Source organism: Mycobacterium paraense (assembly GCF_002101815.1).
GTDB lineage: Bacteria > Actinomycetota > Actinomycetes > Mycobacteriales > Mycobacteriaceae > Mycobacterium > Mycobacterium paraense.
The window spans coordinates 49,813-62,976 of the sequence record NZ_LQPM01000013.1 but is presented as its reverse complement, the minus strand read 5'-3'; the positions used below and the strand labels follow the sequence as shown (position 1 = coordinate 62,976).

Annotated in this window: 15 protein-coding genes; 8 read left to right on the top strand and 7 right to left on the bottom strand. The window is 69.8% G+C overall.

Annotation, left to right across the window (positions count from 1 at the left end; all coding sequences use genetic code 11):
• Window positions 1–2 precede the first annotated feature (2 nt).
• Complete coding sequence (locus AWB89_RS12280) at window positions 3–1,499, top strand: PE family protein (RefSeq protein ID WP_085174503.1); 1,497 nt, start codon at window positions 3–5, stop codon at window positions 1,497–1,499.
• Window positions 1,499–2,305 (top strand): SDR family oxidoreductase, encoded by an 807-nt coding sequence (locus AWB89_RS12275; protein WP_085174501.1) that lies wholly within the window; start codon window positions 1,499–1,501, stop codon window positions 2,303–2,305. The genes AWB89_RS12280 and AWB89_RS12275 overlap by 1 nt, the downstream gene beginning before the upstream one ends.
• Here the strand turns inward: AWB89_RS12275 and AWB89_RS12270 are convergent.
• Complete coding sequence (locus tag AWB89_RS12270) at window positions 2,302–4,800, bottom strand: glycogen/starch/alpha-glucan phosphorylase (RefSeq protein ID WP_085173878.1); 2,499 nt, start codon at window positions 4,798–4,800, stop codon at window positions 2,302–2,304. The two genes, AWB89_RS12275 and AWB89_RS12270, sit on opposite strands and share 4 nt — an antisense overlap.
• A gap of 174 nt (window positions 4,801–4,974) precedes the next feature.
• Window positions 4,975–5,580 (bottom strand): hypothetical protein, encoded by a 606-nt coding sequence (locus AWB89_RS12265; protein ID WP_142282520.1) that lies wholly within the window; start codon window positions 5,578–5,580, stop codon window positions 4,975–4,977.
• Between the two features lie 30 nt (window positions 5,581–5,610).
• Between AWB89_RS12265 and AWB89_RS12260 the strand changes: the two genes are divergently transcribed.
• A complete protein-coding gene (locus tag AWB89_RS12260) occupies window positions 5,611–7,086 on the top strand; it encodes an MFS transporter (RefSeq protein WP_085173876.1) in 1,476 nt (491 codons plus the stop codon).
• Between the two features lies 1 nt (window position 7,087).
• On the opposite strand, the gene AWB89_RS12255 is transcribed toward AWB89_RS12260, so the two are convergent.
• From AWB89_RS12255 to AWB89_RS12245, 3 genes are read right to left on the bottom strand one after another with little or no spacing between them, the layout of a single operon-like run.
• Window positions 7,088–7,783 carry a cysteine peptidase family C39 domain-containing protein gene (locus AWB89_RS12255; protein WP_085173875.1) on the bottom strand — a complete coding sequence of 232 codons (696 nt, stop codon included), beginning with the start codon at window positions 7,781–7,783 and terminating at the stop codon, window positions 7,088–7,090.
• 35 nt (window positions 7,784–7,818) lie between these two features.
• A complete protein-coding gene (locus AWB89_RS12250) occupies window positions 7,819–8,142 on the bottom strand; it encodes a DMT family transporter (RefSeq protein WP_085173874.1) in 324 nt (107 codons plus the stop codon).
• Window positions 8,143–8,146: 4 nt separating this feature from the next.
• Window positions 8,147–8,542, bottom strand: coding sequence for a hypothetical protein (locus AWB89_RS12245; RefSeq protein WP_085173872.1), 396 nt, complete (start codon window positions 8,540–8,542; stop codon window positions 8,147–8,149).
• Window positions 8,543–8,611: 69 nt separating this feature from the next.
• On the opposite strand from AWB89_RS12245, the gene AWB89_RS12240 reads away from it, so the two are divergent.
• Window positions 8,612–9,529 carry an alpha/beta hydrolase gene (locus AWB89_RS12240; protein ID WP_085173870.1) on the top strand — a complete coding sequence of 306 codons (918 nt, stop codon included), beginning with the start codon at window positions 8,612–8,614 and terminating at the stop codon, window positions 9,527–9,529.
• Window positions 9,526–9,954 carry a DoxX family protein gene (locus AWB89_RS12235; RefSeq protein ID WP_085173868.1) on the top strand — a complete coding sequence of 143 codons (429 nt, stop codon included), beginning with the start codon at window positions 9,526–9,528 and terminating at the stop codon, window positions 9,952–9,954. The genes AWB89_RS12240 and AWB89_RS12235 overlap by 4 nt, the downstream gene beginning before the upstream one ends.
• Window positions 9,955–9,956: 2 nt before the next feature.
• Here the strand turns inward: AWB89_RS12235 and AWB89_RS12230 are convergent, their stop codons facing one another.
• On the bottom strand, window positions 9,957–10,202 hold the full coding sequence (locus tag AWB89_RS12230) for a hypothetical protein (RefSeq protein ID WP_085093690.1): 246 nt from the start codon (window positions 10,200–10,202) through the stop codon (window positions 9,957–9,959).
• A 123-nt stretch (window positions 10,203–10,325) separates the two neighbouring features.
• Here AWB89_RS12230 and AWB89_RS12225 point away from each other — a divergent pair, with 123 nt between their 5' ends.
• Both AWB89_RS12225 and AWB89_RS12220 read left to right on the top strand, forming a co-directional pair.
• Window positions 10,326–11,117 carry an SDR family NAD(P)-dependent oxidoreductase gene (locus AWB89_RS12225; RefSeq protein WP_085173866.1) on the top strand — a complete coding sequence of 264 codons (792 nt, stop codon included), beginning with the start codon at window positions 10,326–10,328 and terminating at the stop codon, window positions 11,115–11,117.
• Entirely contained in the window at window positions 11,118–12,077 is a 960-nt protein-coding gene (locus AWB89_RS12220; RefSeq protein ID WP_085173864.1) for a phosphotransferase family protein, read from the top strand. It begins immediately after the preceding gene.
• 7 nt (window positions 12,078–12,084) lie between these two features.
• Here the strand turns inward: AWB89_RS12220 and AWB89_RS12215 are convergent, their stop codons facing one another.
• Window positions 12,085–12,321 carry a hypothetical protein gene (locus AWB89_RS12215; protein WP_085173862.1) on the bottom strand — a complete coding sequence of 79 codons (237 nt, stop codon included), beginning with the start codon at window positions 12,319–12,321 and terminating at the stop codon, window positions 12,085–12,087.
• 147 nt (window positions 12,322–12,468) lie between these two features.
• Between AWB89_RS12215 and AWB89_RS12210 the strand changes: the two genes are divergently transcribed.
• Complete coding sequence (locus tag AWB89_RS12210) at window positions 12,469–13,155, top strand: MspA family porin (RefSeq protein WP_241520493.1); 687 nt, start codon at window positions 12,469–12,471, stop codon at window positions 13,153–13,155.
• Window positions 13,156–13,164: the final 9 nt, after the last annotated feature.

Sequence of the window (13,164 nt, the reverse complement as noted above, 5' to 3'; positions counted from 1 at the left end):
AGATGGCGGTCATGCAGGTCATTCCTGGGCAGCTGGCGTCGGCCGCGCAGGACGTCGGCAGGATCGGTGCCGCGCTCGAAGAGGCCAACGCCCTCGCCGCGCTGCGGACCGGCAGCGTCCTGCCCGCCGGGGGCGACGAGGTCAGCGCGGCGATCACCCCGCTGTTCATCAATCAGTCGAGGGTCTACCGGGAACTGGCCGAACAGGGTCAGGCGTTCGAGCAGCGGTTCATGCAACTGCTGGGCGAGGCGGACGCCGTCTACGTCGCGACCGAGCAGGCCGCCGAGCAGACCTTGCGGAACGCGGTCGGGGAGTTGCAAGCGCCGCTGGTCTCGTTCGCCACACAGGCCGAGAACCCCGCTCCGGCGAGCATCCCGCCGCTGATCGTGCCGTCGAACAGCTCGGTGGCGCTGGTCGTCGGCGGCACCACGTTCCCGCTGCCGGACGCCAAGTACGTCGGCAACATCATGGCCAACTTCCTGAACAACCCGACGCTGTCGCCGCTCACCGGGGCGCTGGGGCAGGCGCTCTACACCCCCGAGCAGTTCTGGCCGTTCACCCCGCAACTGGGAAACCTGACGCTGGGTCAGTCGGTGGCCCAGGGCGTGCAGCTGCTCAACGGCGCCATCAACACCGAACTCGCGGCGGGCAACAAGGTGATCGTCTACGGCACCTCACAAGGTGCGCTTGTGGCCACCGACGAGATCCGCAACCTGATGGCGATGGCCAATCCGCCCGACCCGAGCAAGCTTTCGTTCTTTTTGACCGGTGACCCCGGCAACCCCAACGGCGGGTTCTTCGAACGCTTCCCCGGCCTGTACATCCCGCTGTTCGACGTCCTGATGAACGGCGCGACGCCCCCCAACTCGCCGTACCCCACGGTGATCTTCACCAACCAGTACGACATGGTGACCAACCTGCCGCAGTACGTGCTCAACCCGGTCAGCGACCTCAACGCGTTCATGGGGTTCGCGCTCTACCACGGGACGCACGACTACGTCGACCTGACCCCGGGACAGATCGGGGCCGCGATCCAGCTGCCGACGTCGCCCGGCTACACCGGTTCCACCCGCTATTACGAGCTGCTGACACAGAACCTGCCGCTCGTCTCGCCGCTGCGCCTGTACGTGCCGGCGCCCTACGGCAACGCCCTGGCCGACCTGCTGCAGCCGGATCTGCGGGTGATCGTCGACACGGGCTACGGGTCGGGGGAGTACGCCGACATCCCCACCCCGGCCAGCCTGTTCGAGCTGCCGAACCCGTTCACCATCGTGCCCGACCTGGTGCACGGCGCGGTGCAGGGGCCGCAGGCGGCGCTGGTGGACCTCGGGCTGCTGCCGCCGTCGATGATGCCGACCGGCTATCCGTTCAACCCGGCGCTCGACCCCGGCCTGAATTTCCCGCTGCCGCAGTCGTCGGTCACCGGGGTCTCGCTGCTGACCGGGTTCGAGGGCCAGTTGATGCGCGCGCTCGGCCTGGTCCCGAGTTGGGACGGCTGATGGCCGACGGCCGCAGCCCGTTTCGGGCCGACCTGCTGGACGGGCGGGTGGCGTTGGTGACCGGCGGTGCCACCGGGCTGGGCCTGGAGGTCGCCCGGGTGCTGGGCGGTCACGGCGCCCGCGTCGCGATCTGCAGCCGCAAGGAGGTCAACCTGCAGGCGGCGGTTACGCAGTTGCGGGGCGGGGGGATCGAGGCGATCTACGGCGTGTGCGACGTGCGCCGCTACGACGAGGTCACCGCCGTCGTCGAGGAGGTGGTGCGCGCCTTCGGCCGGCTCGACGTCGTCGTCAACAACGCCGCCGGAAACTTCCCCGTGCCGATCAGCGACTTGAGCCCCAACGGATTCAAGGCCGTGGTCGACATCGACCTGCTGGGCACCTTCAACGTGTCGAAGGCGGCCTACGAATGCTGGCTGCGTGAGCACGGCGGCGCCGTGGTGAACATCAGCGCGGCGACCCAGTACCGCGGCATGGCGCTGCAGGCGCACGTGGTGTCCGCCAAGGCCGGCATCGACGCGCTGACCCGCAGCTGCGCCATCGAATGGGGGCCCGACGGGGTGCGCGTGAACATCGTTGCGCCCGGCGCGATTTCGGGCACGGAGGGCGTGCGCCGGGTCACCGGCGACAACCAGCACCGCACCACCCAGAACCCGCTGCGGCGCCCCGGCTCGACCACCGAGGTCGCCGAAGCCGTGCTGTTTCTGGCCAGCGACGCGGCCTCCTACGTCACGGGCGCGACGCTGGTCGTCGACGGCGGCGGCTGGCTGACGGCCAGCGGCGTGCCGGATCTGCCGGGCTACCGCTAGATCTTGACGGCCAGCGGCCAGACATTCCAGATGTCGTCGCAGTACTCGGCGATGGCGCGATCCGACGAGAACTTGCCGCTGCGCGCGGTGTTCAGGATGGACATCTTCGTCCACGAGTCCCGGTCCTGCCACGCCGCGCTCACCCGCTCCTGGCACTCGACGTACGACGCGTAGTCGGCGCAGACCAGGAAGGGGTCGTCGTAGCGGAGGTTGTCCACCAGCGGCCGGAACACCTCGGTGTCGCCGCGCGAGAACGTCCCGCCCGCAATGAGATCCAGCACGGCGCGCAGCTCGTCATTTCCAGCGTGGGGGCCATCGATGTAATCGGCCGGGCGGTAGCCGCCCGCCTTGAGGTCCTCGACCTGTTGTTCGGTGAGGCCGAACAAAAAGAAGTTCTCGGCGCCGACCTCCTCGCGCATCTCGACGTTGGCCCCGTCGAGCGTGCCGATGGTCAGAGCGCCGTTGATCATGAACTTCATGTTGCCGGTTCCCGAGGCCTCCTTGCCCGCGGTGGAGATCTGCTCGGACAGGTCGGCGGCGGGGTAGATCATGTGCGCGTTTTGCACGTTGAAGTTCGGCACGAACGCCACTTTCATGAAGCGGTTGACGTCCGGGTCGGCGTTGACGGTCTCGCCGACGGCGTTGATCAGCTTGATGATCCGCTTCGCCATGAAGTAGCCCGGCGCGGCCTTGCCGCCGAAGATGAAGGCGCGCGGCGGTATCGACAGTCCCGGGTCCTGCTTGAGCCGGTGGTACAGCGCGACCATGTGCAGGACGTTGAGGTGCTGGCGCTTGTATTCGTGGATGCGCTTGACCTGGATGTCGAACATCCAGTCGGGGTTGAGCTCGACGTCCGCCACCGAGCGGATGTACTTGGCGAGGCGCGCCTTGTTGGTGCGCTTGATGTCGCGCCATTCCTGGCGGAAGGACGCGTCGTCGACGAACGGCTCCAGGCCGCGCAGCCGTCCCAGGTCGGTCAGCCAGCCGTCCCCGACGGTGCGGTCCAGCAGTTCCCGCAGCCCCGGGTTGGCCAGCGCGAGGAAGCGCCGCGGCGTCACGCCGTTGGTCTTGTTGCTGAACCGCTCCGGCCACATTTCGTAAAAGTCTTTGAGCACACTGGTCTTCAGCAGCTCCGAGTGCAGCGCGGCGACCCCGTTGACGGCGTGGCTGCCCACGGTGGCGAGGTGCGCCATCCGGACGTTCTTGCCGTTGTCCTCGCCGATCAGCGACATCCGGCGGACCCGATCCTCGTCGCCGGGGAAGCGGGCGCGCACCTCGTCGAGGAAGCGACGGTTGATCTCGTAGATGATCTCGAGGTGGCGGGGCAGCGACTCGGCGAACAGTTCCAGCGGCCAGGTCTCCAGCGCCTCGGGCAGCAGGGTGTGGTTGGTGTAGCCGAACGTCGCGACCGTGATGTCCCAGGCCTCCTCCCACGCCAGCTCACGCTCGTCGACCAGCAACCGCATCAGTTCGGCCACGCCGATCGAGGGATGAGTATCGTTGAGCTGCAAGGCGAATCGCTGGGGCAGTTCGCGCACGCCGGCGTCGGCGAGGTCGTCCATGATGTGCAGCACGTGCTGCAGCGAGCACGACACGAAGAAGTACTGCTGCAGCAGTCGCAGCTGTTTGCCCGCCTCCGGCTCGTCGTTGGGGTAGAGCACCTTGGTGACCGTCTCGGACATGACCTCGTCCTCGACGGCCCCGTAGTAGTCGCCGGTGTTGAAGGCCTCCAACGCGAACGACTTGACGGCCCGCGCGCTCCACAGCGTCAGCACGTTGCAGGTGTTGACCCCGTAACCCTGGATGGGCGTGTCGTAGGCGACGCCCTTGAGCAGCCGCCCGGGCACCCAGCGGACGCGGTCGCGGCCGGAGTCGTCGGTGTTGTGCGCGACGTAGCCGCCCCACTTGACCAGGTAGGTGACGTCGGGTTTGGGGATCTCCCAAGGGTTTCCGTGGTCCAGCCAGTTGTCGGTCTGCTCGACCTGCCAGCCGTCGCGGATCTCCTGGTCGAAGATGCCGAATTCGTAGCGGATTCCGTAGCCGATCGCCGGCCGCTCCAGGGTGGCCAGCGAGTCCAGGTAGCACGCGGCGAGCCGGCCGAGCCCGCCGTTGCCCAGGCCCGGTTCCTCCTCACACGCCAGGACCGTGTCGAGATTCTGGCCCATGGCCGCCAACGCTTCCCGCGCCGCGCGTTCCATGTTGAGGTTCAGCAGGTTGTTGCCCAGTTGCGGGCCCATCAGGAATTCGGCCGACAGGTAGCAGGTCACCTTGCGGCCGAGGTCCAGCGAGGTCTGCGTCGACGCCACCCGGCGGTCCTGCATGCGGTCCCGCACGGCCAGCGCGAGCGCGCGGTAGTAGTGCTCGGGCCGCCGGGCCGCGGCCGGGCGGCCGATCGAGTAGCGCAGGTGATCGTTGATCGCCCGCTGCAGCGCGGCCGCGCTCATCCCGGTGCGGGAGTGCTCGACCAGGTCGGCCCGCGTGGGGCTGGGGGACATTCCATCGGAGGGCGTCTGATCTAGGTCGGTCATTGGTGAGTCCTACTCCCTGAGAGCGATGCCCGGCGGCGCGCAGGCGAATCAGTGTGGCAGCGGTGTTTGCACGCCAGGCGCGCAATTGGCGTCCGCCACGTGAACGAGAGCCCACGCGCCGGCGACGAAACGGCGAGCCGGTCAGGCGAGGTAGCCGCGGGGCAGCACGGAGAAGTCGACGCACGCCGCGGCGAGCATGTCGCCCAGCTGGGGGAAGGCCGGGGCGCGGAGCTTGAGCATCGCACCGGCGGACGGCGCCTTCAGCGTGGCGATGTTCTGGTTGGACAGCAATTGGATTGCCTCGGTTTCGATGTCGCGCCACCCGGTGTGGACCGTCATCAGCGTGAGGACGCCCAGTTCGTCGCCCGCGGGGGACAGGATCGGGTGATGCCACGCGCCGTCGGCCTTGGATCCGGTGTGCGGCCGCAGCACCGCCAGGACGGTGCCGCCACCGTCCTCCAGCCGCGCCGCGCCGTCGGCGGGGACGATCTTTCCGACGGTGCCGTCCCGGTTCGTCACAGTCGTCGTCCCCGCCACCGCCAGCCGGAGTTCGTCGCCCGCCGCCCCGGACAGCGTGTAGTCGCTTTTCCCGCCGTTCTTGAATCCGAGCAGGACGCCGACGCCGCCCTTTTGTTGAGCGCGCGCCAATTCGGTCCCGTCGGGGCCGGTGAGCCCGATCCGCAACGCGTTGGACGTCGCCCTCGTCACTCGCGCGGCGACGAAGGTTTGCTCTCCAAGAATCGGCATGGCGAAATCCTAGGCGCAGAATGCTCAACCATGGGACCCTCCGCAACCCCGCTGCCGTTGGGGTCGCCCGGCGCCCGCTGGCTGATCGCGGCGGCCGTCCTCGGTTCGGGCATGGCGCTGCTGGACGGCACCGTCGTCAATGTCGCGCTGCCGACCATCGGGCGCGAGCTGGGCGGCGGTTTGACCGGGCAGCAATGGGTGCTGGACGGCTACCTGTTGACGCTGAGTGCGTTGCTGCTCTCCGGGGGCGCCGCGGGTGACCGCTACGGCCGCCGCCGCGTCTTCCTCGCCGGCCTGGTCGTTTTCACCGGGGCCTCGATGGTGTGCTGGTTGGCGCCGAGCATTGGCTGGCTGGTCGGGGCGCGGCTGGTGCAGGGCATCGGCGCGGCGGCGCTGGTTCCGGGCAGCCTCGCGTTGGTCGATGCCGGCATCACGGACGACGACCGGGGCCGGGCGGTGGGAATCTGGGCCGGCATGTCCGGCGTGACGACGGCGCTGGGGCCGTTCATCGGCGGCTGGCTCGTCGACGCGGCGTCGTGGCGCTGGGTGTTCTTCTTGAACCTTCCGCTTGCGGTGGCGGTGGTGTGGATCGCGGCTCGGCACATCCCCGAATCACACGGTCCCACCGCGGAGGGCCGTCCGGACGTGCTGGGGACGGTCGCCGTCACGGTCGGGCTGTCCGGGGCGATCTACGCGCTGATCGAGGCGCCGTCCCGTGGTTGGACATGGATCACGGTGTCCGCGGCCGTCGTCGGCGCGGCCGCGCTGGTCGCGTTCCCCGCGATCGAACGCCGTGCGGAATCACCGCTGTTGCCGCTGACCCTGTTGCGGTCGCGGCAATTCACCGGCGCCAACCTCGCGACCCTGGCCGTGTACACCGCCCTTGGCGGCGCGTTCTTCCTGTTGGCCCTGCAGCTGCAGCAAAGCCTGCGCTACTCCGCCCTGGCGGCGGGGCTGGCGATGCTGCCCACGACGATCATCATGCTGATCGGCTCGCCGTGGGCGGGCGCCCTCGGGCAGCGGCGCGGGCCGCGGCTGCCCATGACGGTCGGCCCGCTGATCGCCGCGGCGGGCCTGGCGCTGATGGCGCGCATCGTGCCCGGGGCGACCTATCTCGGCGCGGTGCTGCCCGCCGTGGTGGTGTTCGGCGTCGGCCTGGCGGTCACCGTGGCGCCGCTGACCGCGGCGGTCCTTTCCGCCGTCCCCGACGCCTACGCCGGCACCGCCTCCGGCGTCAACAACGCCGTGGCGCGTGTCGCCGGGTTACTGGCCGTCGCGGTGCTGCCGGTTGCCGCGGGCATCCATGCCGGCCCGGATCAGCCGCTCGGTCACGGCTTTCCGATCGCGATGCTCATCACCGCGGCGCTGTGCGTGGTCGGCGGAGTCATCGCGTTCGCGACCATTCGCACCGGCGGCGACTTCGCCCACCAGATGCTGCCCGGAATCAACCACGCCTGCCAGGACCCGTGCACCCGGCTGACCTCGCAACGGCCGCAACGCAATTAGGCTACGCGGTGACCGTCATCTGGTCGTCGCTGGTGGCCCACGACTGCGCGAAGACGTCGATCGGCACCTGTTCGTCGCGGCCCTGCTCGCTTCCGCTGTCGTTGAGGTGCACGACGCCGGCCGCGGTGTCGATGCCGGTCACGACGACGGCGTGGTTGGCCTCCGGCCGGCCGTCGGGGGTCTTGTCCTCGACGGGCTCGCGCCAGATGAGCTCGGAGTTGACGCCGACGATCACCTTGCGGCCCTTGGCCAGGTCCTGCTCCAGTGCGGTCAGTCCCTCGGGCGCGCCCGCCTTCGCGGCGCTCGCCTTGTCGGTGGACGCGGCGCGGATGCCGTAGTGCGCGAGCAGCGCCGGCTCGTCGTCGAACGAGGTGCCGCTGCCGGGCTTGCGTTTCTTCGGCTTGGTGTAGACCGGCCCGGCGTGGACGGTGCTGGGGGTCGATTGGGCCAGCCTGACGATGGCCTGCTCGGAGGGCTGCCGCCCGGTCAGCTCGCCCACCACGTCGGCGACCGCCATTTCCACGCAGTCGTCGTCGTATCCCTGGTAGCGCCAGAACGCCGCGGCCGCCGCGGGATTGCCGTACAGCGTGCCCTCGCCGCGCGGCGGGTCCGGCGCGGCGTGCGCGGTGCCCACCGCGAGGACCAGCGCGGCGGCGCCGGCCAGCGCGGCGACGCCGGCGGGGCGGCTGACACTCATGCAGTGAATGTCTGCGCGGCGGCCCCGTTCGTTACCTAATGCGCGCCGGCCAGGTTCAGCGTGACCACGCCGGCGATGATCAACCCGACGCCGACGACCTTCGCCGCCGACACCGGGGAGCCGAGGAACAGCACGGCGATCAGCACGATGGCGGCCGTCCCGATCGCCGACCACAGCGCGTAGGCGACATCGGTGCGCATGCCGCGCGAGATCGACAACGAAAGCAGCGCGAAGGACGCGGCGTAGCCGACCAGACAGGTGACCGTCGGCCACAGCCGGGTGAATCCCTCGGTGCTCTTGAGCAGGCTGGTCGCGACGACCTCGGCGAAGATCGCGCCGAGCAGGAGCAGGTAGGTCAACGCGTCAGCCCGACGTGGACTTCTGGGGGTTTTCGGCCTGCGCCTCGTCCGCTGCGGCGTCCAGGTGGCTGTCGTGCGCGGCCTGCCAGTGCTGGTCGGCGGCCTGCTGCAGCCGGGCCGAGGAGCCCCGTCCGTCCATGGCGGCGCGTTGGTAGGTGTTCGCCGTGCGCTCGTGCACGTGCGCCAACTCCTCGTGCCGCTGGGCGGCGGCGTGGTGGGCCGCGGTGGCGAAGTGCAGGGATTCCTCGGCCCGGTGGCGCGCGAAGCTGACCGACTCCTTGGAGGGCCGCTCGCCGGCGGCCAACTCGGCCCTTCGGTTGCGAAGCTCCTTCACCCGCTGCTCGACCCGGGCGGCGCGTTCCGCCGGGCTCGGGTGCCCGGCCACGGGCTCTTCGGCCATTTGCCACTCCCCACTTCATCGCGCGGTTCAATCTGAACTCAACTATGACGCTACGACGGAAGGCGCGCCATGACCGTTTCCCCACGACCGGTGCGCTTCGACGTCGGCGACGTGGTCGGGGAGCGGGCGTCGTTGGCGGCGACGTATTACCCGCCGCCCGGCGCCCCGGGCGCCGTACTCCTCTGCCTCCCGGGCGGCACCTACAGCCGCGAATACTGGGACCTCAACATCGCCGGCCGCAGCGGCTACAGCTTCGCCGAGTTCGCCACCGAGAAGGGCTACAGCGTCGTCACGATCGACCCGCTGGGCACCGGTGAGAGTTCCAAGCCGGCGCGCGATTTCGGCTTCACCGACATCGCCGCCGCGCTCGCGCGGGCCGTCTCCGCGCTGCCCGACGTCACCGGCGGCCGCGTACCCGTGGTGGCGGTGGCGCATTCGCTGGGTGCCTATCTCGCGATCGTCCAGCAATCGGTGTTTTCCAGCTACGCGGGCCTGGCGGCGCTCGGCTGCACCAACCAGCACGTGGCGCCGCTGAACCTCGATCCGGGATTCATCGCCCGGGCGGCGACGCCGCAGGGCCGCGAGGAGCTGGCCGGGCAGATCCTCGCCGCCCTGCCCGAGCCCTATGCCGATGCCCCGCGCGAGTATCTGCAGAGCTGGTTTCACCTCGACGACGTCCCCGCCGATGTGGTCGCGGCCGACTGCGTCACGGCAAAGTCGGTGGTGCCGCGCGTGTTCGGCACCGCGATGGTGCCCGGCGTCGTCGCCGACCACGCCGCGCGGATCGGCGTTCCGGTGCTCCTCGGCTACGGCGCCGTCGACGTCTCGCCGGATCCACGCGCGGAAGCCGCCCTGTTTCGCAGCAGCCCCGACATCACCACCGTCGTGCTGGCCGGCAGCGCGCACTGCCACAACATGGCGTCGAGCCGGCACCGGCTGTGGCGTCGCTTGCTCGACTGGGTCGCGACCGTAACCTCTGAGGGGTGACGAAAGCTCTCGACCGCCGCCTCGAGCGGTTTGCGCCGGCCGTGCTGAGTCTGTTCCGGTTGGTCTACGGGCTGCTCTTCGCGGCGTACGGCTCGACGAGCGCCTTTCACTGGCCCGTGCGTCTCGGATGGCGCGTCGAGTTCGGGGTCTGGCCCGGGTGGTACGCCGGCCTGCTCGAGCTGGTCGCGGGGCTGCTGATCGCGACCGGATTGTTCACCCGCGCTGCCGCTTTCATCGCCTCGGGGGAAATGGCGGTCGCCTATTTCTGGATGCATCAGCCGCGAGCGCTCTGGCCCATCGGCGACCCGCCCGCGGGCAACGGCGGCGCTTTGGCGATCCTGTTTTGCTTCGCTTTCCTGCTGCTGGTCTTCACGGGCGGCGGGAGATATGCCCTCGACGCCCTGCGGGCCGAAGGCGGGGGCTGACACTACATTTCGCAGTGGGCGTGCGGCGCCGGGTCGAAGCACGTCACGGTCCCGTACGGGCAGCAGGGCAGGTCGATCCGGCCGTCGTTGCGCCAGCCCTTCCTGAGCAGTTGCCGTGCCAGGTAGCGCGCCGCCGTGATCGCCTTCGCCTTCTCCGGCGCCGGGTAGAGGCGCGGGCGGTCGTAGGCGTCGTAGATGTCGAAGGCGAGCGCGTCGATCAGCTCGACGACCTCGCGCGGTGTGCTCATGAGCGGGGGATTCCCGTTCGGTTGACGAGGGAATCCTGGCCGCCCTTCCGCTCGGGCGACGATAATGGCATTCTCTGTTTTCGAGAAGCTGTTTCCGTTCCGCGGGTCCCGAGGAGGTAGACGATGGGCGCAGACCCACGGTGCGACGGGATGGTTGCCCTCGTGACCGGCAGCAGCCGGGGGCTGGGCAAGGCGATCGCGGCTCGGCTCGCCGCGCGCGGCGCGACGGTGGCGCTGACCGCGCGCACCATGGAACCCGACCCCAAATACCAGGGATCGCTGAACCAGACCCGCGACGAGATCGTCGCCGCCGGCGGGCGCGCCGTCGCGATTGCCGCGGACCTCGCCCACTCCGAGGAACGCGAACGGCTTTTCGCGGAGGTGGTGAGCGCCGTCGGGGCCCCCGACATTCTGGTCAACAACGCGGCGGTCACCTTCCTGCGGCCGCTCGACGGGTTCCCGCAGCGGCGGGCCCGGCTGATGTTGGAGATGCACGTGCTGGGGCCGTTGCACCTGTGCCAGTTGGCGATTCCCGCGATGCGCGACCGCGGGCGGGGGTGGATCCTCAACCTGACGTCGGTGGGCGGCGACCTGCCGCCCGGGCCGCCGTTCTCCGAATTCGACCGGACGGCGGGCTTCGGCGTCTACGGAACGGCCAAGGCCGCGCTCAACCGGCTCACCAAAAGCCTGGCCGCCGAACTCTACGACGACGGCATCGCGGTCAACGCCGCCGCTCCGTCCAACCCCGTCGCGACACCGGGGGCCGGCGCCCTGGACCTGGCCAAGACCGACACCGAGGACATCGAACTGATCACGGAGACCGCCCTGCGGCTGTGCACCTGCGATCCGAAGTCCATGACCGGGCGCATCGCGCACACGCAGCCCTTCCTCGCCGAGGCCGGCTGGGCCGGCTGAATGCCCGAGCTCGATCTCGAGGAGCTGCGCAGGCGGCTCGCGGCCGCGGACGTCGTCGGCCTGGCGCCGCTGGCCGGGGGCGCCTCCAGCCTCACGTTCTGCGGTCAGCGCGACGGCCGGGCGGTGGTGATCAAGGTGGCCCCGCCCGGCGTCGCGCCGGTGGCGCACCGCGACGTGCTCCGTCAGGCCCGGATCATGAAAGCGCTTGCCGCGACGCGGGTTCCGGTGCCCGAGGTGGTGTGGGAGGACCCCGGCAGCCCGCCCGATGTCCCGCCGCTGTTCGTGATGTCGCGTGCCGAAGGCGACTGCGTGGAGCCGCTTTTCGACGGCTGCCCGCCCGGTGCGGACCTGGCCGAGCGCTACCGCGGCGCGTGCCGGGCCATGGCCGCCCTGCACGGCCTGTCGCCGCGCGCCCTGGGCCTGGCCGGCGAACCCGTGTGTGACCCGGTCGCCGAGGTCCAGCGCTGGTGCGACACGCTGCGGACCGTCGACCCGGCGCTGGTGCCGGGCTGGCCCGGCGTGCGTGACGCGCTACTGGCTTGCGCGCCAACGGCTATGGGGCCCGCCGTCGTGCACGGCGACTTCCGGCTGGGCAACCTGATGGCCGTCGGCGCGCGGATCACCGCCGTGATCGATTGGGAAATCTGGTCGATCGGCGATCCGCGCATCGACGTCGGCTGGTTTTTGATCAACTGCGACCCGGAGACGTATCGGCGGGTTCCGGCCTCGGCGGGTGTGGCGCCTCCGACTGTTGAGCTCGCCGAGCTCTACCAACGCGAGTTGGGTTGTGGGGTAGCCGATTTGGGTTGGTTCGGCGCGCTGGCGTGCTTCAAGTCGGCGGCGACGTGGTCGCTGATCGTCAAGCACAACCGCCGAAGGCCCAACCCGCGCGCCGAATGGGAGGCCATGGCCCCGACGCTGCCTAGGTTGCTCGAGCGAGCGCGGTCAATGCTGGACTAGCGGTGGGTCACCGGCATCGCACGAACAAGTTTTCGCAATACATTCCGATCCGGCCCGAATTCGTTGACGGCCCGCCCTCGTCGCGTGGGTCGACGAAGAGGTCGGGTGTCTCGGTGAGCATCTGATCGATCAAGCCGGGCGCCGGCGGGGTAAACGGATCCGGGTCGGCGTGCGCGATGCCTGCGCCGCTCGCCAGCGTGACGCCACCGGCCAACAGGCCGAGCGCGAGGATGCGACGCTTCATAGCAGGCGATTCTAGCCTTCGGCGGCCGAAACGGTCGCCGAAGTTGCGTTCGCGTTACGAACGCACAACGACTGTGGCGGTGCGCCCAGCAAATGTCGCACGGTGAATCCGGCGCCGCTTACGGTGTCGTCCGTGAGGCCCATAGCCGTGGTCGTCCGCCGCGCCGCGGTCGTCGCGGCTTGCCTTGCCATGCAGCTGGCCACGGCGCCGTCGACCAGCGCCGACCCCGAAGTCGACCCCGCCGCGGCCACGGCAGCCGCGCCCGACGGACGCATCCCCTCGAACCCGCCAGCAACCCTCAACACCCCCGATGGCTGGACGCTGGGCCTGGGCGCGAAGGACGAGTCGCAAGTTCCCGTGGCGCCGTTGACCACCGCGCTCTCGTCCCGCGAATACCTGTCCAGCGGGATCTTCGTCGGCTCGCTGATCGGACCGGAACAGCCCAGAGGCGAGCTCGAGGTCGGATACGAGATCGGCTGCGGCATCGACATGAGCACGTCCAACGGCGTCACGATGGCGGGCAGCGCGGGCATCACCCCGGGCATCGGGACGACGGCGCTGTTGCCGGGGACGGTGACGGGCCTGTTGCCGATCGTTTCCACGCCGGTCAACGGCGTGATGAGCGTGGGGCTCAAGCCCGGCCTGGTGATCGTGGTGCCGGTGGTCAAGAAGGAGTTCAAGGGCTCGAGCCCGTGGGTGATGATCAGCAACTTCCACGTCAAGATCGACGGCTGTGTGGGCCAGTCGTTCATCCGCTCCTATGCCACGTTGACGCGGGTGACCGACCAATCCGACGTGGTGCTGTCCTACGTCGGCGTCACCAAGGCCGTCTAGCCACGGGTA